Origin of the sequence: Gemmatimonas sp. (genome assembly GCF_027531815.1) — a bacterium.
Lineage (GTDB): Bacteria > Gemmatimonadota > Gemmatimonadetes > Gemmatimonadales > Gemmatimonadaceae > Gemmatimonas.
Genome location: NZ_JAPZSK010000005.1, coordinates 1 through 20,516, shown reverse-complemented (window position 1 = coordinate 20,516; position 20,516 = coordinate 1). Strand labels below are relative to the sequence as shown.

Sequence of the window (20,516 nt, the reverse complement as noted above, 5' to 3'; positions counted from 1 at the left end):
GCCCCGGCATGCCAGCCGACATGCGGGCCGGCGCTACCGGCCCTAGATTCCCAGCGATGCGCGTCCTGCTGGTGGAAGACGACGATACCTTGCGCGACAGTGCTACGGCGTACCTGCGCGCGTCGGGGTTTGCCGTGGATCCTGCCGCCACCGGGACGATGGCGCGAGAACTCGCCGCCGTCAGCCCCTACGACGCCGTCGTGCTGGATGTGCGGCTCCCCGACGACGACGGGTTTGCCCTGTGTACCCTGTTTCGGCGCCGGGTACCAGCCCCCCGCATTCTCATGGCCACGGCGCGGGACGGGGTGGAGGATCGCATTGCCGGCCTCGATCTCGGCGCCGACGACTACCTCGTGAAGCCCTATGCGCTCGGGGAGCTCGTGGCCCGCGTGCGCGCGTTGCTGCGCCGCCCCGATCATGCCGCGCCCACGGTGTTGCGGGTGCACGACCTGGTGCTCGATCCGGCCACGCGAGAAGCCCGCCGCGGGGCGCGGGTGATGGCCCTCACCACCAAGGAGTTTGCGGTGCTGGAGGTCCTCATGCGCGCCGCCGGCCGCGTGCTCACCCGCGAGTACATCGGCGAGCACGCCTGGGACGACAACTTCGATCCCTCGAGCAACGTCATCGACGTGTATATCGCCCGGCTGCGGCGCAAGGTGGACGGCCCGGAAGACGAACCGCTGCTCAGTACCGTGCGCGGGGCCGGGTACCGGCTGGCGGCGCCGCGCCCGTGAGTCGCCGCGTCGTGCCGGAGTTGGTCTCGTGAGTCCGGTCGCCACGGAGGCCAGCCGCCCGCGCATTCGCCTCCGCTTCACCGCGCTCTATGCCGCGACGCTGCTGGTGGTGCTCGTGGGGGCGGCCACGGTGCTGCGCTTTGCCCTGCGCGCCACCCTGCAGCGCGAGTTCGAGGAATCGGTGCGCGCGTCGGCGGGGCTGGTCACCCAGTTCTTCCGCACGGAGGTCAACGAGTATCGCACCATCGAGGCCACCCTCACGCACATTTCCGGTGAGCTGGTCTTCGAGGACCGCATCATTCGCTACCGGGCGCCCGACGGGCGGCGCTTCCGCGGCAATCGTGTGCTGGCCACCCCCGCGGTGCCGGCGCTCCGCACGCCCCTGCAGTCGGTGCGCTTCCCCCTCGACGCCGACCTGGCGCCGGGGTGGCAGGTGGAGGTGGATGCGAGCATGACCAACATGCTGGCCCTGCAGGCGCGCATCGACCGCTGGTTCCTCTTTGGCATTCCCCTGCTCGTACTCACGGCGGCGGTGGCCGGGTGGTGGCTGACCGGGCGGACGCTCTCGCCGATGGGAAGCATGGCCGACGCGGCGGCGCGTATTGCCCCCGCCAGTGGTACCCGCCTGCCGGTCACCAATCCCGACGACGAGCTTGGCCGGCTCGGGACGCGCTTCAATGCGCTGCTCGACCGGCTCGACGGAGCACTGGCGCAGCAGCGGCAGTTCATCGCCGACGCGGCCCATGAACTGCGCACCCCCATTGCCCGCATGCGCGCGCGGGTGGAGCTCGCCCTGCTCAAGGCCCCCGACGTCGCCACGGGTGCCGATCGCACGGAGATTCTGCGCGCGCTCGACGCCGAACTGCGCGCCATCACGCATCAGGTCGACGAGCTGCTGCAGCTGGCCCGCGCCGATGCGGCGGGCGACGAGGCGGTCGCCCACGCCGAGCGGCTCTTTCTCGACGACCTCGTCGCCGATCAGCTGCCGCGCTGGCAGCCGCAGGCCGAGCAGCTCGGGGTCACGCTCACCGTGGGCGCGCTGGAGGAGGCCGCCGTGCGCGGCGACGCCGTGCTGCTGGCGCGCCTCTGCGGCGTACTCATGGATAACGCGTTGCGCTACAGCGGTACGCCCGGCGCGGTGCGTGTGTCCGTGCAGGCACGCTCCGACCTCGTGGTGCTCACGGTGGACGACAACGGCCGCGGGGTGCCAGTGGCAGACCGGACGCGCATCTTCGATCGCTTCTTCCGCGGCGAGGAGGCGCGGCATCGCCGGGCCGACGGCAGCGGGCTCGGCCTCGCGATTGCTGCGTGGATCGTGCGGCGTCACGGTGGCACGATCCGGGTGGACGACAGTGCACTCGGCGGGGCGAGCTTTGTCGTGGAGTTGGGGCGGGGAACCGGCGACTGATGATTGTCGCTTCGGAACTTTGAACTACCGACTAGAACCAGGAACTACCAACTTCTCGCCGACCGCGGGGAGTTTCTAGTTCGTAGTGAAAGTTCTTAGTTGTCAGTTCTTTTCCCCCCTCAGCACACCGGCAAATCGCACCACCGTGTCGGCGAGCCCACCGGGGGCATCTGCCCTGCGCGGCGCCACGCATCTCGCAGCGTGCGCAGACACTGCGCGGCGGCCACGAAGTCCCGGACATCCACGCACTCCTCGCACCAGGCGTACAGCGCGTCGAAGCTGCGCGACGCCGGCGATTCGAGGTCGAGCGCTTCGCGCAGCACGGCAATGGCCTGCCGCGCTCCCGCAAGGTCGAACATCTCACACGCGCCGATGGCGCGGTCGTAGGCGCGAACGAGCAGGACGAGTGGGTCGGGCGCGTGATGATCGGCATCGATCACCGCGTTGGCGAGCAGGGGCGTAGGTACGGGCACGTCGGGGGGAGCTGGAGAGAGCACACGGCGGTAGGAAACTCCGCCACACCTGAAGAGATCGGCGCTCGTCGCGCACTTCTTGAGTGCGTCATCGCCCGCCGTGTGACGAAATGCACGATTGGCCGTCGGCGACCGCCATGTGGTATTCACGAGCCGTTCATGATCGACTCGTACCTTGGCATCATGGACGCTCCCCCTCTCGTTACCCCACCCCGGTTCCGTCGGGGCATCAGGCGCGCTGGCACCTGGGTGCTGCTGGCGGCCCTGCTGCCGGTTGCCGCCGCCGCCCAGGCGCCGCCAGCGGCCTCTGCCGCCTTGGATCTGCCGCAGGCGCTTGCGGTGGCACGCAACACCGGACCGCTCAAGCGGCTCACCGAGGCGCGCCGTCAGGTGGGGCTGGGCCAGGTGGGCGAAAGCACGCAGTGGCTCAACCCCACGTTCGAATGGCGGCGCGAGAATCTCGGCAGCCCGCTGCTGCCGGACATCTTTGCCACGCTGTACCTGCCGTTCGACTTCTCGGGACGGCGGTTTGCCTTGCGGCAGGCCGCATCCGCCGGGCGCGAACGCGTCACCGCCGATGCCGTAAACGACCTCCGCGACGCCGAGTTGCAGGTGGCGCGCGTCTGGCTGCGCGCGGCGCTGGCGCAGGGGAGCGTGGACATCGTGGCGCAGCAGTACGAGGCGCTGCGGGAAATCGCGCGGGTGGACGCCGAGCGGCTGCGCGAGGGGCTGGTGAGCGAGGCCGTGGGGCTGCGCACCTCGCTGGAGGCCGACCGCTCGCGGGTGGCACTCGTGGCGGCCCGCAACGAGGCCGCCGCGGCACGTGCCGAACTGGCGCGCCTCATCGGCGTGGCCGATGCGTCACCTCCCGCGGTCGCGCCACTCACCACGCCGGCCTTCCCGGCGGCCCCCGACACCGCCGACGCCCTGCAGGCGGCCATGATGCGGCGCCCCGACGTGCAGGCGCGCGACGCCGCGTTGCGCGAAACCCAGAAGCGGCTGGCCGCCGAGCAGCGTGCCGTTTTGGGGGAGGTACAGCTGCAGGGGGGCACCAAGGAAACCGGTGGCTTCATGACCGGACAGCTGGGGTTGGCCATGCCCATGCCGGTGTTCAACCGCAACAGTGGCGCGCGGCAGCGGGCGGCGGGGCAGGTAAGCGAAGCGCGGGTGCTGCGCGACGATCTGCGGTTGGCGGTTCGCGTGACCGTCTTGCGCGCGCTCGCGCACTACCGCGACGTGCAGGGGGCCGCTGGCGCGGCGGCCTCGTTCGATGCCCGCGGCCGCGAGGTGGCCCGCATTGCGCGGCTCTCCTACCGCGAGGGTCACGTCACCCTCACCGAACTGCTCGACGCCGAGCGCGCCGCCGCGGAGGCGTTGCAGCAGCAGCTGCGGTGGGCGGCCGATGCCTGGCTGGCCCGCCTCGAACTCGAACGGGCGCTCGGCGCGCGCCTCGACCGCGACAGTCCCCTGGATCTGCCCGTCCTCGCTCCACTTCCTCCCCGTCCATGACCATGACCGCCCACTTCGTCCTCCCGTCGTCTGCCACCGGACGACGCGCCCTGCTGGCCGGCACCGCGTTGCTCGCGGCGTGCAGCGGGGCAGCCGATGGCGGCGGTGACGGCGCCACGGCGTTGGCCGGGAATGCGCCGCCGGCCATGGATACGGCCACCCTGTCGGCCGACGCCGTGCAAATCGCCGGCTTCACCATCGACACCGCGCGCACCGTGCCGTGGCGCGCCGCGGTAACCGTACCTGGGCGGCTGGAGCTGGATCCAAGTAGCCTCGAGACCATCGGCTCCATCACCGAGGGGCGCATTACGCACGTGACGGTGCGTGTGGGCGACCGCGTGGCCGCGGGGCAGGCGCTCGTCATGGTGCACAGTCACGAGATCATGGACGCCCGCAGCACCCTCAAGGCCAGTCTGGCGCGGGTCACGGCCATGGAGGCCGAGCGCGATCTGGCCATCTCGGCGGCGGAGCGTGCGCAGCGCCTCTTCGACAACAAGGCCATGTCACGCGCGGAACTCGAGCGTGCCGTCGTCAACCGGCGGGTGGCGGAATCCCACTACACCGAGGCGCTGGCCGAGCGCGACCGCGCCACGGCGCTTGTGGAGCACCTGGCGGGCACGGGGCCGCTGCCGGCAGGCGCCGACGAGCACGACGTCATCGTTCGCACGCCCATTGCCGGCGTGGTGACCGGCCGCGAAGCGCAGCCGGGCACGGTGGTGCTCCCCGGCACCCCGCTGCTCACGGTGGGCAGCCCGGATCGGCTGCAGCTGGAGATGCATCTCCCCGAGCAGCAGGCGGTGGGGATCGAGGTGGGGGCCAGCGTGCGCTACGCCCTCACCGACCGCCCGGACCAGCGCTACGACGCGGTGGTCATGCGCGTGGCGCCCACGGTGGACACGCTCAGTCGCACCGTGCAGGTCATCGCCCGGCTCACCGGACGCCCGGCAGGGCGCGCGGAAACGTTCGTGCAGGCGGACATCAGCGGCCGCGGCACCACGCCGGCGCTGGTCATTCCCGATGGCGCGCTGCAGACGATCGACGGCGACACCGTGGTGTTCGTGGCCGGGCAGCGGGGGGCGGGCATGCACGTGCGCGCGACGCCGGTGCGTATCGGTCGGCGCTCGTCGGAGCGGGTGGAAGTGCTGGCGGGGCTGCAGGAGGGGGCCATCGTGGTGGTACGCGGCGTGGCGATTGCCAAGGCGGAACTGCTGAAGCGTCGCAGCGCTGGCGGGGAGTAGCGCATGAAAGCCCTCATTCACTTCGCGCTCCGGCGACGGGGCGCGGTCGTGGGTTTCACGCTCGCGCTCATGGCCGCGGGGTTGTACGCCTTGCAGCACATTCCCTTCGATGCCTTCCCCGACCTTACGGGCACGCGGGTGGAAGTCATCACCACCGCGCCGGGGATGGCACCGGAGGAGGTGGAGCGGCTGGTCACGTATCCCATCGAGTCGAGTCTCATGGGAGTGCCCGGCGCGCAGGGGGTGCGCTCGGTCTCGAAGTTCGGGCTGTCGCTCGTGATCGTGCCCTTCCCCGACAACGTCGACGTGTACTTCGCGCGCCAACTGGTGCAGCAGCGCCTCACCGACGCCAAGGGCGCGTTGCCGGTGGGGGTGGAACCGGCGCTGGGGCCCGTGTCCACCCCCATGGGCGAGCTGTACCAGTACGTGCTCACCAGCGACTCGCTGTCGCTCACCGACCTCAAGACGCTGCACGACTACGTCGTGCGCCCCCGCCTGCGCACGGTGCCCGGGGTGAGCGAGGTGAACTCGTGGGGCGGCCTCACGGAGCGCGTGGAAGTGGTGGTCGACCCGGTTCGCCTGGCCGGCTATCAGCACACCGTGGTGGATGTGCACGAGGCCCTCGCCCGCAACACGCTGGCGTTCGGCGGCAGTTATCTCGAGCATGGCGGCGAACGATTCACGCTGCGCGGCCTGGGGCGTGTGGAGAACGCCGCGGAGGTGGAGCGGGTGGTCATTGGCTCGCATCGCGGGGCACCGGTGCGTGTGGGTGACGTGGCCACGGTGCAGCTGGGCGCATTGCCCCGCAATGGCGCCGTGACCAAGGGCGGGGAGGGTGAGGTGGTGAGCGGCATGGTGCTCAAGCTCAAGGGCGCCGATTCCCGCCGCGTCATTGCCGACGTGCGCGCACGCATGGAGGAGATCAAGAAGGCGCTGCCGGCCCACGTGAAGGTCGTCCCCTTCTACGACCAGACCGACCTCGTGGCGCGCACCACCAACACGATCGTCAAGAATCTCATCGAGGGCGGGCTGCTCGTCATTGCGGTGCTCTTCCTGTTCCTGCGCAACGTGCGCGCGGCGCTCATCGTGGCGTCGGTCATTCCCATCTCCATGCTCATCGCCTTCGTGGGCATGGCGCTCTTCGGCTACAGCGCCAACCTCATGAGCCTGGGCGCGCTCGACTTCGGGCTCATCGTGGACGCGTCGGTGGTCATGGTGGAGAGTTTCATCCGGCGCATGGAAGGACACCGCGGCCTCAACCGCGACGGGCTGTTCGAACGTGCCGCCGTGGAGGTGGGACGCCCCATCCTGTTCGGCATCGCCATCATCGTGGCCGTGTACATCCCCATCTTCACGCTCGACGGCATGGAAGGGCGCATGTTCAAGCCCATGGCCTTCACTGTCGTGTGTGCCGTGCTGGGGTCGCTCTTCCTCGCGCTCACGTACGTGCCGGCGGTCTCCAGCTGGGCGCTGCGTGGCGGCCATGGGGAACCGGCGGCGTGGATGCGACGGCTCACCGAGAGCTATCGGCGGGTGCTGGGTAACGTGTTGCGTGCGCCGCGTCCGGTGCTGGGCGTTTCGGCGGTGCTGGTGGTGGTGGCGATCTACTCGCTCACCCGTATTGGCACCGAGTTCATGCCCAAACTGGACGAGGGCTCCATTCTCATCACCACCCGGCGCATGCCGAGCGTGGACCTCGCCGATGCGACGCGGCTGTCACTGGCCGCCGAGCGCATCGTGCAGCGGTTCCCCGAGGTGATCACGACGGTCACCAAGGAAGGGCGCCCCGACCTGGCCACGGAGGCCATGGGGCTCTTCGAAGGCGACATGTACGTCATTCTCAAGCCGCGCGAGAAGTGGACCAGCGCCTCGAGCACCGAGGAGCTGGTCACGAAGTTCGACTCGGCGCTGCGCGTGGTGCCGGGGCTCGAGGTGGCGTTCACGCAGCCCCTGGCCATGCGTCTCGATGAGGCGGAGAGCGGCATCAAGACCGATCTGGGGATCAAGGTGGTGGGCCCCGATCTTGGCCAGAACGAGGCATTGGCCGAGCGGATTCGGCGCGTGGTGGCCACGGTGCCGGGGAGTGCCGACGTGGCCGTGGAGGTGGCGGAGGGGAGCGGGCAGGTCCGCATGCAGATTCGCCGCGAAGCGCTGGCGCAGTACGGGCTGTCGGTGGCGGATGTGCGCGACGCCATCGACATGGCCATGGGCTCGCAGAAGGCGGCGGAGCTGATCGATGGCTTCCGGCGCGTGGACATCGTGGTGCGTATGCCGGAGGCGTATCGCAGTGATGCGGCCGCCGTGGGGCGGCTCACCATTCGTGCGCCCGGTGGAGAGCTGCTGCCGCTGACGGCGGTGGCCAGTGTGCAGAGCACCACGGGGCCTGAGCTCATTGGCCACGAAGATGCGCAGCGTCGCTCCCTCGTGCTGAGCAACGTGCGCGGGCGTGACCTGGGGAGCTTCGCGGAAGAGGTGCGCGCCCGCGTGGCGCGCGAGGTGCCGTTGCCGGCCGGGGTGTTTCTCGAGTGGGGCGGTCAGTACGAGAATCAGCAGCGGGCCATGGGGCGGCTGACCGTGGTCGTGCCGCTCGCGCTGCTGCTCATCTTCGGGTTGCTGTACCTGTCGTTCCGTTCGGTGTCGCAGGCCGTGCTGGTGCTCTCCAATGTGCCGTTCGCGCTGGTGGGCGGCATTGCGGCGCTGTGGCTGCGCGGACTCAATCTCAGCCTGTCGGCCAGCATCGGCTTCATCGCCCTCTTCGGCATTGCGGTGCTCAACGGCGTGGTAATGGTGGAACATCTCAACCACCTGCGTCACGAGGGGCAGGGCGATGGCGGGGAGGTTCCGGAACCGGTGGATGACCGCGTGGAGCGCGGGGCCTCCGACCGGCTGCGCCCGGTACTCATGACGGCGCTGGTGGCGAGCCTGGGGTTCGTGCCCATGGCCATCAGCACGACCCCGGGCAGTGAGGTGCAACGGCCGCTCGCGAGCGTGGTGATTGGCGGGCTCGTGACGAGCACGGTGCTCACGCTGTTCGTGCTGCCGGTGTTGTACGCATGGCTCGAGACGCGGCGTGGGGCTGCCCGGGCGGCGCGCGGCCACCGGCAACCGGCAGCATGAACCGGGGGGCGGCCGCGGGGGCAAAGCTGCCAGTCCCCGCTGGCGGGATCGACGGTTTGGCGCCAACTTGACCTGTTCCTTCGAGTCCCCTTGCCCCCGAAGACGACGATGAGCCTCCAGCCCCCGAAGAAGCTGCGCAAGCAGTTCACCAACTCCACGCACCCGCTGATCGTCCTCAAGTTCGAGAGCGGTCATCAGATCAAGGTCTACCAGAACGAAGGCAAGGAGTTCGACGCCTGGGCCGGTGAGACGATCAAGCTGCTCGCCGTCACCGATCCGACGTCGAGCGACTGGGAACTGATCGAGAATCGCAAGGCGGATGCCTTCGAGGACGCCACGTCCTGACGGGTGACGCCAACGGCCACGCGCGGGCCGTTGCGCGCATGGCGTAGCAGACAACGCGGTGCACCGTGTGGCGGCCGTTGCCCCACGGTGCACCGCGCTGTAGTATGGCCAGTGTGAGTCAACGCCCGCTGCGCCTCCGCAGTACCGACATCATCACGGCCGCGCTCGAGCGCGGAGGCGCGGTCGTCGCGCTCGAGAGTTCCGTGCTGGCGCAAGGGCTGATGCCGCCCTTCAACCGCGAGGCCGCGGCGCGCATGATGCGCGCCGTCGAGCAAACGGGAGCCACCCCCGCCATCACCGCCATCGTGCGTGGTGAACCGTCGCTGGGGCTCGAAGCAGCCGACCTCGAGCGGTTCCTCGCCCGCGACGGCGTGCGCAAGGTGTCGGCGCGCGACCTCGGCATCGCCATGGCTGACGGTGCCGATGGGGCGACCACCGTGGCGGCCACGCTGGCGCTGTGCCAGCGGTCCAACATCGAGCTCTTCGCCACCGGGGGTATTGGCGGCGTGCACCGAGACGCCCCCTTCGACGAATCGGCCGACCTCGTGGAGCTGGCCCGGAGCCCCGTCATCGTGGTGTGCGCGGGGGCCAAGTCCATTCTCGACCTGCCGGCCACGCTCGAGCGTCTGGAAACCCTCGGTGTCCCGGTGGTGGGTTACGGCACCGACGAGTTGCCCGGCTTCTTCTCGGTGACCACCGGCCTGCGGCTGTCGGCGCGCCTGGATACCCCGGCCGCCATTGCCCGCGCCTGGCGGGCGCACCGCGCGCTGGGGCGCACGAGCGCCATGCTCGTGGTGCAGCCCCCGCCAGCGGAGCATGCCCTCCCCGAGGAGGTGGTGGCGCAGGCCACGGCGCAGGCGCTCGCGGCAGCCCGGGAGGCCGGGGTGCGCGGCGCCGCCGTGACGCCCTTTCTGCTCGCCCGCATCCAGCAGCTCACCAACGGGCGCTCGGTGCATGCCAATCTGGCGCTCCTCGAGCACAACGCCCGGCTGGCCGGCGAGATTGCCGTGGCGATGCAGTCGGATCCCTCCACCTCCGCCGGTTCCCCCCGTGCGGAGCCGTAAACCCCGCTCCATGTCGGTCCAGCGTTGAACGAAAGCCGTCGATCACGGTACTATCCGGTAACCCGCTCGATCCGGAGGCCAGTCTCGCAATGACCAACCCGTTCCTGAGTTCCGAGGAATACGACGAGCGCGCCCATGCCCTCTACAACGAGGCGCGGTACGACGAGGCGCTTGAGTTGCTGCGCGAGGGACTCACGCGGTACCCGCAGGCGGTGGAGTTGCACGTGGGCGCCGGCTACGCGCGCCTGGCGCGGGAAGAGTATGCCTGGGCGCGCCGCAGCTTCGAGGAGGCGCTCATGCACGACCCCGAACACGAAGACGCGCTGGCCGGCCTTGGCGAAGTGCTGCTCAAGTTCGGCCAGGTCGAGGCGGGGCTGCGTGCCTACGATCGCACCATCGAACTCGGCTATGAGGACGATGTGGACCTCATGCTGCAGATCGGCCGGGCCCTCTTTCGCGAGGGGTTCGTGGAGCACTCGCTGACCTTCTTCGAGCGCGCCGTGCGCAACGCCGAGGACTCGGCCGAGGCGGTCGCGTGCATCGGGTATGCGCAGCACCGGCTGGGGAACGATGTCGAAGCCATGGTGGCGCTGCGCCGCGCGCTCGTGCTCGATCCCAAGTTCGCGGAAGCGCGGGTGTACATCGCCAACCTGCTCTACGACGCCGGCGATCTCGACGCCGCGCTGCTGGAGTTCGAGCAGACGACACCCGAAGATCACTGGGACGAGCTCGGCATCTGGCGGCTCATCGAGCTCAAGAAGTCGGTGTACAAGCTCAAGGACTCCGACGGCGAGCTGAAGCCGTGGGAGGCCCGTCTGGTGGAGCTGGCAGGTGAACCCGACCCCATCGATGAACTGCTCGCCGAGGTGGAGCAGGCGGCCGTCGAGGCCGACACCGAAGACGGGCACCCATCGCAGGATCAACTGGAAGCGCTCGGCTCGCTGCTGACCGGCCTCGTCGGTCAGCAGCAGGCCGGGGAGTCTCCCGGCGAGCAGGGCAGTGGGCAGGCCAATGAACCGGGCGCGGCCACGACCGATGTGCTCATGGCCGACAATGGCACGCACCGCGTGATCATGCGCGACGGCAGCGCTTTCGAGGGCTCGTGGGAGGAGATCGTGCAGGCGCTGCGCGACGCGCGCGATGCTGGCCGCCCACTCGACGAATACATGGCCATGGAGGCACGCCGCTTCTATGGTGCCACCGGCATGCGCGTGGCGTCGCATGCACCCGAAGCGTTCCTCCGCGGCAGCGCCGACGCGGGCATGTTGCGCATCGTGCGCTGAGCTGCGGAACGCCGCGTGAAGCGGTGACCATGGGTCGCCGCCGTCCGCACCCCTCCTCATGACTGCCGCACCCGACGCCTCTCCTCCCACCCCTCGCGCCGCGCTCGATGCGGCGCGTGTCGTCTTCGGCAATTCCGCGGCGGCGCCGGCGCTGTGGAGCGCGGCGCAGCACGTGCTGCAGCAGGTCATCGCCCGCCCGTCGCTCACCGGGCAGGCACTGGTGGCCGAGGTGCGCCAGCAGGGGGCCATCACCCTCAGTGATGCGCACGCCCTCGTGGCGCTGGCCACGTGGGCGGACCGCTCGGCGGTGGCCGCGACGAACGAGTCCGAGCGACTCATTGCGCGCGAAGCCTGGATGGCGCTCGATCACGCCGTGGCCAACGCCGCGGCACCCAGAGTGGCCGCGCCCGTGTCGCCGTTTGCACCGCCGGTGCCCGGGGCCTCCGCGCCGCCGTCGCCGTGGGGCGCTGCCGCCGCCGCCGGGAACGCTGGCCCCGCTGGGGCTGCTGGGGGGAACGCCACCGCTGCCAACGCGCCAGCGCCCGATCCCGCCTACGAGGTGGTGGCGGCCACGGCGCCCCACCGGAGGCGCTTTCTGCTGGCACTCAGCGCGCTGGTGGTGATCGTGGTGGGGGCAGCGGGTTGGGTGTGGTGGTACAGCGGTCGCGCCGGGCGTGAATTCCAGGCGGGCGCCGAGGCGTATCGGGCCGGCTCGCGTGAGGCCGCGCGGGTGGCGTTCGCCAAGGCGGCGCAGCTCGATCCCAATGACGCCCGCCCGCTGATCTACCTGGGGCGTATTTCGCGCGAAGAGGGTGACCTGGCCCGGGCGCGGCGTTTTCTCACCACTGCCGTGCGCGTGGCGCCTGGCAGCAGCCTCGCTGCCCGTGAGCTGGCGGCACTCATGCTGGCTGATGGACAGCCGGAAATCGCGCGCCGCTTCTACGTGCGCGCACTCGAAATCGACCCGGCCGATCGCACGGCACAGGGATTCCTTGGCTGCGCCCTGTACCGGCTGCAGCGTTACGACGAAGCCCGGCGATGGGTCGAGCGCGCCGGTCCGGGGGAGTGGCAGCCGTGTGTGCCGCCGCTGCCACCCCCGGCACCCGGGCCCTCCGGCGCGCCCGGCTATCCGCCACCTCCCCCGGCATGACCGACACGCTGCGGCGTCCCAGCGACGCCATTGCCCTGCATCACGACACCCATCGGGAAGTGCTCCCCAACGGCCTCACGCTGCTGGTGCGCCGTGATGCGTCGGCCCCCGTGGTGGCCATCGTGACGTATGTGAAGGCCGGCTACTTCGACGAAACCGACGACATCGTCGGTATTGCGCATGTGCTGGAGCACATGTTCTTCAAGGGCACGCCCACGCGCGGCGTGGGACAGATTGCGCGCGAGACCAAGGCCAACGGCGGCTATCTCAACGCGCACACGATCTACGATCACACCAGTTACTACACGGTGCTCCCCTCGGCCAGCTTCGTGGCGGGGTTGGAGATCCAGTTCGATGCCTACGCGCGCAGCGTCATCGATGCCGACGAACTGGCGCGGGAGCTCGAGGTCATCATCCAGGAGGCCAAGCGCAAGCGCGACACGCCGCAGGCGGTGGCCATCGAAACGTTGTACGCACTGTTGCACGACCGGCATCGCATCCGTCGCTGGCGCATTGGCGAGGAAGCGCCGCTGCGGGCACTCACCCGCGACCAGCTCATGGGCTTCTACCGCGCCTGGTATCGCCCTGACAACACGGTGTTGTGTGTGGTGGGCGATGTGCATGTCGACGACGTTCGCCGGGAGGTGCTGGCGCGGCACGGCACGCTCGCGCCGGGAACACCCGCGCGCGATCGTGGCCCGCGGGAAGCGGGATTGCCGGGGGTGCGGCGGCAGGAGTGGAGTGGTGATGTGACCCAGCAGCAGCTGGCTCTCGGGTGGCGCGCCCCCGCGCTCGATCACCCGGACACCCCGGCGCTGGACCTCGCGGGCATTGCGCTGGGTACCGGCCGGGCGTCGCGTCTCTACCGGGCCGTGCGTGAACAGCAACTCGCCAGCAGCGTGAGCGCCTGGCATTACACCGCGGGCGACGTGGGCGTGTTCGTGACGCACAGCGAGGGCGCCGCCAGTACCGCGCGTGACGCGATGCGCGCCACGTGGCGCGAAGTGCAGGCCGCCCGCCACGAAGGGTTCCGGCGCAGCGAGATCCTGCGCGCGCAGCGCATCCTGGAGGCGCGCTGGCTACGTCGACTCGAAAGCATGGATGGCCAGGCGCAGTATCTGGCGGGCTGGGAGGCCGACGGCGGTCTTGAGGTGGCGTCGCAGTACTACGACGCGCTGCTCTCCCTCGACGCCGCGGCGGTGCAGGCGGCCGCGCAGCGTCACCTCGATGCGGCGCAGGTATCGCTGGTGTCGTACCGTCCCGACGGCAGCGAGCCGCTCGTGCTCAGCGACGAGGCGCTGCAGGCGCTGCTCCACGAGGAGGCCGGGTTGGGGAGCGCCGTGATGCCGTCGTCGGGTGTGGCCACGCCCTCCGCGTCGCCGCGCGTGGTGGCGGCGCCGGCGGTGCATGTGGCGCTCACCGCCGAGAGGCAGGGTGACGTGCATGTGTACCGCACCACGCAGGGCGTTCCGGTGCTGGTGCTGCCGCGCGCGGGGGCGCCGCTGGTGCATGTGGGCGTCTTCCAGCGTGGGGGCGCCACGCTCAACGACGAGGCGCACGAAGGGCTGGCGCGTCTGGCGCTGCAGGCCTCGCTCAAAGGCACGCGGGTGCGCTCGGGGGCGCAGCTGGCCGAAGCCGCCGAGGAGCTGGGCAGCAGTATCGGGGTGAGCGCGTCACTCGAGAGTCTGGGGTGGAGCATGTCGGTGCCGGCGCGCCATCTCCCGGCCGCCACCGAGCTGCTGGGTGACGTGGTGCTGCACCCCACCTTCGCGGCCGACTCGATCGACACCGAGCGCACACTGGCGCTGGCCGAAGTGGCGCGACTGCGCGACGACATGCAGCGCTGGCCCACGCGGCTGGCCACGTTGGCCGCGTTCGACGGCCATGCGTACGCGCGCTCGGTGCTGGGGAATGACCACTCCCTGGCGGCGCTCACCGGCGAGATGGTGCGCGACTTCCATGCACGGCACGTGCAGCGTGGGGCCTCGGTGGTGGCAGTGGTGGGCGACGTGCAGCCCGACGATGTGGCCCAGCTGGTGCAGCGGCACCTGCGCCCGCTGCACGACGCGCCTGTCGCCGCGCTCCCCATGCACGTGTGGCCGGCCGCGCATGTGGTGCGCGCCGACACGCGCGCGCGCCAGCAGACGGCGCTCGCGCTGTTCTTCCCGGGTGCCTCGCGCGGTGACGTCGCGCGGTTTGCCGCGCGCGTGCTGGCGGCCATCGCGAGTGGGCTGGGGGGACGTTTCTTCGAGCAGCTGCGTGACAAGCAGTCGCTGGCGTACACGGTGCAGGCGTTTCCCCTGGAGCGCGTGGCGGGCGGCGCCTTCGGGGCGTACATCGCCACGAGCCCCGCGCGCGAAGAGGAGGCCCGCGCCGGCCTGCTGGCGGAGTTCGCGAAGTTCGTGGAGCAGCCCCCCACCGCCGACGAACTCGCGCGGGCACGGCGCTATCTGATTGGGACCCACGCCATTGCCCAGCAGTCGGGAGGCGCCGTGCTCTCCGAGCTGGTGGACGCGTGGATGTTCGGCGAAGGGCTGCACGAACGGCACGAAGTCACGGCACAGTTGGCCGCGGTCACCGCGCACGATGTGCAGGCGCTGGCGGCGCGGTACTTCGATCCGTCGCGACTGGCGGAGGGGATCGTGCGCGGGGGGTGAGGAACGGCGCGTCGGGGACGCGCCTTTATATGACAAGGAAGGGGGCAGGGGGCAGGAAGCAGGAAGAAGGCACCCGGCTCCCTGCTCCCTGCTCCCTGCCCCCTGCTCCCTGCTCCCTGCTCCCTGCTCCCTGCTCCCTGCTCCCTGCTCCCTGCCTTGCGAACCCATCGCGCGCGTCAGCGCGCATCCGCCTACGGCGTCGCGCGCACCTCGCGCATACGGCGGGCGGCCAGGCCAATGGCGCTCACCGCGGCGCGCTCGCGGCCATTGGCGGCGCGTAGTCCCAGCCAGCCGTCGTAGTCGGCGGGTTCGCCGATAATGGCGGCACCGATCCACGGCTGACGGGAGCCCCAGGCGAGGGTGCGGCGGATGGCGGCGGTCTGGGCGGCATCCCCGTGCGCGTGCGGCAGGCCACCCACGTTCACAAGCCAGTGCGGCTGCGCGCCCCCCCCGCGCTGCACGGCCTGCGCATGCCAGCGCTCCAGGGCCCGCAGGCGCCCATCCACGGCGGGGAGCCCCGAGAAGCTGGGGTAGATGGACGCCCCCACCAGCTCCACCGGCGACTGCGGCTGGGTGGCCCAACGGTACACGGCGCTGTCGATGACGTCGAGCCGGGCCGCGCTCCACCCCAGCACGGTGCGCGGGCGTACGCGCTCCACCTCGCGCGCGCTGCGCGTGAGGATGTCGCGCCACCACGTCACGGACGGCGGCGCGGCGAAGAACCAGCGCGGCAGCGGCGGCGCCACGGCGGGGAAAAGCACATCGGGGCGCACGCGCTGCAGGACGCGGGCAAGGCTCGCCACCCGCTCGGCGTCATCGGCGGGGCCGGGGCGCCCATCGACCCGCAGGCCAATGGCAATGCGCACGCTGTCTGCGCGCAACGGGTCCAGCACCCGCGAGAGTGAGTCGAGCGCCGCGGCGCGCGTGCCGTCATGCTCGAGCAGCAGGAACACCACGTTGGGGGCAAACGCCTCCACCAACGCGCCGTCTGCCCGCACGGCCCGCGCCGGCGGCGCGCCATCGAGGGCGGGGTAGAGGCGCACCCCGAGCACGAAGTCGCCACGGGGGCGCGCCTGCATGGGCTCCGCGTAGGCCACGCGGTAGCTGCGCACGGCGGCCACGCCGCGCGGCCATTCGATGACCAGCAGCGTGGTGAGCGCCGTGGCCGCCAGCACGAGCAGGGCGCGCACCGCCCCCGACAGCCGCCAGCGCGCCGGATACGCGGGCGCGAGCATGGGCACCAGTGCCGTGAGTGGCGAGACGAGCGCGGCGCGCCCCACCGTCATGCCCACGACCACGTCGCGCGCCGAGAGCACCGCCTGCAGCGCCTCCGGAGCCTGTCCCCGCTGCGCCACGAGATAGTCCCCAATGGCGATGGCCACCAGGATGAGGTCGTAGAGCAGGATGGGGATGCCCACCAGCACCGACACCAGTCGCGCCACCAGCGCGTAGCTCACCTGCAGGGCAAAGGCGATCGCCACGGCAGGAATGATCCACGTGATCCCGGCAATGGTGCGCGAGCCGGTTTCGGTGGCCGACGCGATGCCTACCACCAGGGCTGGCACCACCAGCAGCCCGCAGAAGGCCGCCAACTGCGTGAACGCCCGCGGCGCCTCGCGGCGCGCCGACATCCACCCGGCGAGCGCCACATCCCAGGCGAGCACGGCAGCGGCAATGCCCACCACCACCAGCGGCAGGGGATCACGCAGAACGTTGCGCAGCAGCGGTTCGAGCATGTGTGGTGACGATAACGGCCACCGGGGATCGCTGGCACCCCGGGGGCGTGCCCGGGTAGCTTACCTGCATGACACGCGCGTCGAATGGCACTGCACTCGTCACGTTGCCCAATCTCGTCTCCACCTCCCGGGTGGTGCTGGGGTTCGGGTTTCTCGTGACGGAGGCGGTCATGCCGCGGTTGGCGCTCATCGCCATCGCGTCGCTCACCGACTTTCTCGACGGGTGGCTCGCGCGACGTACCCAGGCGTCGTCGCGCCTCGGCGCACTGGTGGACCCGGTGGCCGACCGCTTCTTCGCGCTGTGCGTCGTGATTGGCTTCGTGGCCAGCGCGCAGCTGAGCGTGTGGCAGGCCGTGGCGCTCATGTTTCGCGACCTGATGTCCATCGTGGGCTGGTTCGTGGCCCGCAATGTCAGTTGGCTGCGCCCCATCACCTTCAAGGCGCGATTGCTGGGCAAGGCCGTCACCGGCCTGCAGTTGGCCACCTTTCTCGTGGTGCTTCTCTGGCCCGCCGCCACCGACGGCATGGTGTGGGTGGTCTTTGGCGTGGGGGCGGCCGCCACGATCGACTACACGCTCATGCTCTGGCGGGAGCGGGTGCGGCGGTAGAAGGGCGAGGCGCGGAGACCGCGAGGCACGGAGAAGGGGAGGCGCGGAGAAGGGGAGGCGCGGAGCAAAAGAACGCCCCCGGGGGAAACCCGAGGGCGTTCGCACATCTACTGGCGTCTATGTCTGCGGCGGTCAGACCGAGGCGGGTTCCTGCTTCTTGGCCGGCTGCGCGAAGCGCTCGCCAAGCGTACGCAGTTCCGCGAATTCCGTCGGCTTGAGCTCGGAATACCGGTCCTGAAGGTAGACCATGGTGGCGTCAAACCACTCCTTCTGATCTTCGGGATGACACCCGATCACACCGCACTGCATGATCTGCTGGAAGAGCTCGTCACGGGCCTCCTGATAGGGGGAGGGGACCATGGCGTCACGACGCGGACGAAGCTTGGGCTTGGCCATTTCCTCTGGGTAGTGCGTCGAACAGGCTGCCCGGCGTATCCGGTGCAGAATGGAAAATCTAACCGATGAGAAACGGGGATCCTAGGGGCGAAGGGTGCCGCCGGGGCTCAGTCACTCCCACTCCTTACGCGCTCCACGGCAGGAGCGCTGCCACGAGGGCGTCGGGGGTGTCCTCGGCGACCAGCATGCCGGGGGGGCGCGCCGTGATGAGGGGCGTCACCCGCGCCCGCGGGAGCAGGCGCTGCCATGCCACCGACCGTGCCGCCGCATCCTCGCGGCTGCGGGGCGGGGTATCGCCGCCGCACCAGAGCAGGACGTCGCCGCGCACCGCCGCCAGATCGGGCTCGGGCTGTCCTGGATTGGGGGTCATGGACACGCTACTGGCGAGCTGCAGCAGCTCCGCCGCCCCGTTGCCCCCAACCCACGGGGCCAGGTAGCGCATCACCAGGCGCTCGGGCATGCGCTCGCGCTCCCCCACCGCGTCGGTGAGCAGCGGCTCGAGCAGGGGGCGGGCCCCGAACAGGCTGTTGGCGCTCAGCGCCGAAAGCGCCGAGGTCCGCTGCAGCGACCGGATGGCCGCTCCCGGGAGATCGTCGGGGGCCGGCGGTTCGAGCAGCGCCAGCTTCCGCACCCGGTCGGGCGCCTGCGCCGCCAGCAGCAGCGCCACCAGCGCCCCCGTATCCTGTCCGGCCACGCACACCGCGCCGAGGCGGAGCGCCGTGAGTGCCCGGTCCACGTATTCGGCCTGCGCCGGCAGGGAGTAGGGCACATCGGCCGGGCGATCGGATTCGCCGAAGCCGAGCAGGTCGATGCTGACCACGGTGCGCCCGGCGCTGGCCAGCGCCGGCGCGACGGCCCGCCAGAGGAAGGCACAGGTGCCGAACCCGTGCAACAGCACCACCGCCCGTCCGGCGCGTCCGACGCGCTCGACATGCAGGGCGCCGCTGCCCACGGGAATGCGCAGGTGTTCGGTGTACACGTGGGGAGGATAGTGCACCATGGCGCACCGAACCACCGGGCGCGTAGCTTCCCGCATGCTATTTCGGAGCGATGGCGCCCGGCGCCGCCGCTCTGCAGGTCCTGGACCCCACCGGCCGCGGCCGGATGACGACGAGGAGAGCGAGTGGCCAAGGTGACGCCGAAGAAGAAGTCGAACACCGGATTCCTGGCGGTGATCGGGGTGCTGTTGCTGGTGGGTGGTGGCGTGCTGTGGGGCACGATGCAGAACAAGCCCAAGCCCATTGAGCTGCCCAAGGATGCGCCGGCGATGAAGGCCGAGGGGTACCTGCGCGGCAACCCGGATGCGCCCATCACGATCATCGAGTTCGCCGACTTCGAGTGCCCGGGGTGCGGCCAGTTCGCCACCATTCAGGGCCCCGACATCAAGGCGCGCATCATCGACGCCGGGCTCGCGAACTTCCGCTTCTACGACTTCCCGCTCACGTCGATTCACGCCAACACGCTCTTCGCGCACCTGGCGGCGGCGTGCGCGAACGATCAGGGGAAGTTCTGGGAGATGCACGACCAGCTCTTCGCCAACCAGCCCGACTGGAGCACGATGGCCACAACCAACCCGCGCAAGGTGATCGAGGCGTACGCCACCGCGGTTGGGCTCGACATGGCGACGTACAACAGCTGCATGGATGAGCAGAAGCACCTCCCGCGCATTCAGGCCAATGCTACCGAGGGGCAGTCGCGCGGCGTGAACAGCACCCCCACCATCATTGTGGCGAACAAGATCTACCCGGGCGGCCTCACCGCCGACGGCATCAAGAAGCTGGTGGATTCGCTGACGGCGGCGGGCGCGGGTGCGGCGGCGCCGGCAACGGACACGGCGGCGAAGCAGTAAGGACGGCGGCGCGCCACAGGGCGCGCCGCTTGGGTTGACACGGCAGGGGGCAGGGGGAAGGCCATCCGGGGGAAACGGGAATGCCCTTACCCCCTGATTCCTGTTTCCTACTACCTGCCTCCTGCTACCTGCCTCCTGCTACCTGCCTCGTATACACACGGGCCGCGCGACAGCGCGGCCCTTCGCCATTACGCCCGCCTCCGCCGCGCGGCCGCCTCGTCCAGCCGCAGTGCCGGCATGGGCGCCGCCTGTTCCGCGGTTGCGCCGGCGTCGGGCACCAGCGCCTCGCCCAGCGCTACCAGCGCGCGGGTCACGACCACACTGGCCAGCGGCTCCGGCACGGCAAGCTCCCGCACGTAAATGTCGAGTGCGCGCTCGTAGCTCACGTCGGTGGCGAGCGTATCCACGAACAGCAGCGCGTTGTCCACGTGCGCCCGAATGAGCGCCTCTTCCGCGCGCGCCTGGGCGAGCCGCAGCCGCTGCTCGGCGTCGGCCGACAGCTTGCGGGGGAAGAGGGTTTCCGGAAAGAGCTTGCTGAGGATGGACATATGTATGCTGACGAAATAGCGCGGCTGCGGGTTTCGTGCCGTGATACACCGCACGGACGGGTGGAGTTGCCGCGCCACGCGGCGCGGTTTTGATGACCAGGGAGGGGGGAGGGAGCAGGGAGCAGAACGCCGGAAGCAGAGTCGCACCGTCTGCCCCCCGCCTCCTGCCTCCTGCTCCCTGCCCCCTCCCTTTTCACCCCCAAGCGGGGCGCCCCCCGGGGGGGCCGGCCCACCCAACACACCCCCGCCGCCCGGCGCGTTGGGGGTCCCTTTCGTTTGTTGCGGGGTTTATGTAAATTTCGGGGGGGCTTTTGTGTTTTTTTTTGTGGGGCGCGCCGGGGGGGGCCCCCGCTTGGGGGTGAAAAGGGAGGGGGCAGGGAGCAGGAGGCAGGAGGCGGGGG

The 20,516-nt window shown here is 70.5% G+C and carries 17 protein-coding genes; 12 read left to right on the top strand and 5 right to left on the bottom strand.

Translation table 11 applies throughout. The annotated features are described in order from the left end of the window. Window positions 1–56 precede the first annotated feature (56 nt). Both O9271_RS06310 and O9271_RS06305 read left to right on the top strand, forming a co-directional pair. Window positions 57–734, top strand: a complete 678-nt coding sequence (locus O9271_RS06310; RefSeq protein ID WP_291267128.1) for a response regulator transcription factor — start codon at window positions 57–59, stop codon at window positions 732–734. Between the two features lie 28 nt (window positions 735–762). Further along, on the top strand, window positions 763–2,142 hold the full coding sequence (locus O9271_RS06305; protein WP_298267293.1) for an ATP-binding protein: 1,380 nt from the start codon (window positions 763–765) through the stop codon (window positions 2,140–2,142). A gap of 119 nt (window positions 2,143–2,261) precedes the next feature. Here O9271_RS06305 and O9271_RS06300 read toward each other — a convergent pair whose 3' ends face one another. After that, on the bottom strand, window positions 2,262–2,615 hold the full coding sequence (locus O9271_RS06300) for a hypothetical protein (protein WP_298267290.1): 354 nt from the start codon (window positions 2,613–2,615) through the stop codon (window positions 2,262–2,264). A 183-nt stretch (window positions 2,616–2,798) separates the two neighbouring features. Between O9271_RS06300 and O9271_RS06295 the strand changes: the two genes are divergently transcribed. The 8 genes from O9271_RS06295 to O9271_RS06260 all read left to right on the top strand — a co-directional run bounded on the left by O9271_RS06295 (window position 2,799) and on the right by O9271_RS06260 (window position 14,978). Beyond that, window positions 2,799–4,124: a TolC family protein gene (locus O9271_RS06295; RefSeq protein ID WP_298267288.1), complete on the top strand. Its 1,326-nt coding sequence runs from the start codon at window positions 2,799–2,801 to the stop codon at window positions 4,122–4,124. Continuing rightward, a complete protein-coding gene (locus O9271_RS06290) occupies window positions 4,121–5,362 on the top strand; it encodes an efflux RND transporter periplasmic adaptor subunit (RefSeq protein ID WP_298267285.1) in 1,242 nt (413 codons plus the stop codon). Before O9271_RS06295 ends, O9271_RS06290 begins: the two co-directional genes overlap by 4 nt. 3 nt (window positions 5,363–5,365) lie before the next feature. After that, entirely contained in the window at window positions 5,366–8,479 is a 3,114-nt protein-coding gene (locus tag O9271_RS06285; RefSeq protein WP_298267283.1) for a CusA/CzcA family heavy metal efflux RND transporter, read from the top strand. Between the two features lie 108 nt (window positions 8,480–8,587). After that, window positions 8,588–8,824 (top strand): hypothetical protein, encoded by a 237-nt coding sequence (locus tag O9271_RS06280; protein WP_298267280.1) that lies wholly within the window; start codon window positions 8,588–8,590, stop codon window positions 8,822–8,824. Between the two features lie 113 nt (window positions 8,825–8,937). Next, window positions 8,938–9,888, top strand: coding sequence for a pseudouridine-5'-phosphate glycosidase (locus O9271_RS06275; protein WP_298267278.1), 951 nt, complete (start codon window positions 8,938–8,940; stop codon window positions 9,886–9,888). Window positions 9,889–9,977: 89 nt separating this feature from the next. Continuing rightward, a complete protein-coding gene (locus O9271_RS06270; protein ID WP_298267276.1) occupies window positions 9,978–11,171 on the top strand; it encodes a tetratricopeptide repeat protein in 1,194 nt (397 codons plus the stop codon). Between the two features lie 58 nt (window positions 11,172–11,229). Next, on the top strand, window positions 11,230–12,321 hold the full coding sequence (locus tag O9271_RS06265) for a tetratricopeptide repeat protein (RefSeq protein ID WP_298267274.1): 1,092 nt from the start codon (window positions 11,230–11,232) through the stop codon (window positions 12,319–12,321). Further along, the gene (locus O9271_RS06260) at window positions 12,318–14,978 is read left to right on the top strand and encodes a pitrilysin family protein (RefSeq protein ID WP_298267271.1); all 2,661 of its coding nucleotides are present in this window, start codon (window positions 12,318–12,320) and stop codon (window positions 14,976–14,978) included. The genes O9271_RS06265 and O9271_RS06260 overlap by 4 nt, the downstream gene beginning before the upstream one ends. Window positions 14,979–15,169: 191 nt before the next feature. On the opposite strand, the gene O9271_RS06255 is transcribed toward O9271_RS06260, so the two are convergent. Then, window positions 15,170–16,714 carry a hypothetical protein gene (locus tag O9271_RS06255; RefSeq protein ID WP_298267269.1) on the bottom strand — a complete coding sequence of 515 codons (1,545 nt, stop codon included), beginning with the start codon at window positions 16,712–16,714 and terminating at the stop codon, window positions 15,170–15,172. Window positions 16,715–16,782: 68 nt separating this feature from the next. Here O9271_RS06255 and O9271_RS06250 point away from each other — a divergent pair, with 68 nt between their 5' ends. Then, window positions 16,783–17,322, top strand: coding sequence for a CDP-alcohol phosphatidyltransferase family protein (locus tag O9271_RS06250; protein WP_298267267.1), 540 nt, complete (start codon window positions 16,783–16,785; stop codon window positions 17,320–17,322). Window positions 17,323–17,454: 132 nt separating this feature from the next. Here O9271_RS06250 and O9271_RS06245 read toward each other — a convergent pair whose 3' ends face one another. Both O9271_RS06245 and O9271_RS06240 read right to left on the bottom strand, forming a co-directional pair. Then, the gene (locus O9271_RS06245; protein ID WP_298267263.1) at window positions 17,455–17,718 is read right to left on the bottom strand and encodes a hypothetical protein; all 264 of its coding nucleotides are present in this window, start codon (window positions 17,716–17,718) and stop codon (window positions 17,455–17,457) included. A 124-nt stretch (window positions 17,719–17,842) separates the two neighbouring features. Then, complete coding sequence (locus O9271_RS06240) at window positions 17,843–18,697, bottom strand: alpha/beta fold hydrolase (protein WP_298267260.1); 855 nt, start codon at window positions 18,695–18,697, stop codon at window positions 17,843–17,845. 144 nt (window positions 18,698–18,841) lie between these two features. On the opposite strand from O9271_RS06240, the gene O9271_RS06235 reads away from it, so the two are divergent. Then, window positions 18,842–19,567 (top strand): thioredoxin domain-containing protein, encoded by a 726-nt coding sequence (locus O9271_RS06235; protein WP_298267258.1) that lies wholly within the window; start codon window positions 18,842–18,844, stop codon window positions 19,565–19,567. Window positions 19,568–19,755: 188 nt separating this feature from the next. Here the strand turns inward: O9271_RS06235 and O9271_RS06230 are convergent, their stop codons facing one another. Then, entirely contained in the window at window positions 19,756–20,115 is a 360-nt protein-coding gene (locus O9271_RS06230; RefSeq protein ID WP_298267256.1) for a hypothetical protein, read from the bottom strand. Window positions 20,116–20,516 lie beyond the last annotated feature (401 nt).

What these genes read in the sequence shown, in the direction of transcription:
- O9271_RS06310 (WP_291267128.1), top strand. Translation starts at nt 57, where the DNA reads ATGCGCGTCCTGCTGGTGGAAGACGACGATACCTTGCGCGACAGTGCT.
- O9271_RS06295 (WP_298267288.1), top strand. Translation starts at nt 2,799, where the DNA reads ATGGACGCTCCCCCTCTCGTTACCCCACCCCGGTTCCGTCGGGGCATC.
- O9271_RS06290 (WP_298267285.1), top strand. Translation starts at nt 4,121, where the DNA reads ATGACCATGACCGCCCACTTCGTCCTCCCGTCGTCTGCCACCGGACGA.
- O9271_RS06285 (WP_298267283.1), top strand. Translation starts at nt 5,366, where the DNA reads ATGAAAGCCCTCATTCACTTCGCGCTCCGGCGACGGGGCGCGGTCGTG.
- O9271_RS06280 (WP_298267280.1), top strand. Translation starts at nt 8,588, where the DNA reads ATGAGCCTCCAGCCCCCGAAGAAGCTGCGCAAGCAGTTCACCAACTCC.
- O9271_RS06270 (WP_298267276.1), top strand. Translation starts at nt 9,978, where the DNA reads ATGACCAACCCGTTCCTGAGTTCCGAGGAATACGACGAGCGCGCCCAT.
- O9271_RS06265 (WP_298267274.1), top strand. Translation starts at nt 11,230, where the DNA reads ATGACTGCCGCACCCGACGCCTCTCCTCCCACCCCTCGCGCCGCGCTC.
- O9271_RS06260 (WP_298267271.1), top strand. Translation starts at nt 12,318, where the DNA reads ATGACCGACACGCTGCGGCGTCCCAGCGACGCCATTGCCCTGCATCAC.
- O9271_RS06255 (WP_298267269.1), bottom strand. Translation starts at nt 16,714, where the DNA reads ATGCTCGAACCGCTGCTGCGCAACGTTCTGCGTGATCCCCTGCCGCTG.
- O9271_RS06250 (WP_298267267.1), top strand. Translation starts at nt 16,783, where the DNA reads ATGACACGCGCGTCGAATGGCACTGCACTCGTCACGTTGCCCAATCTC.
- O9271_RS06245 (WP_298267263.1), bottom strand. Translation starts at nt 17,718, where the DNA reads ATGGCCAAGCCCAAGCTTCGTCCGCGTCGTGACGCCATGGTCCCCTCC.
- O9271_RS06230 (WP_298267256.1), bottom strand. Translation starts at nt 20,115, where the DNA reads ATGTCCATCCTCAGCAAGCTCTTTCCGGAAACCCTCTTCCCCCGCAAG.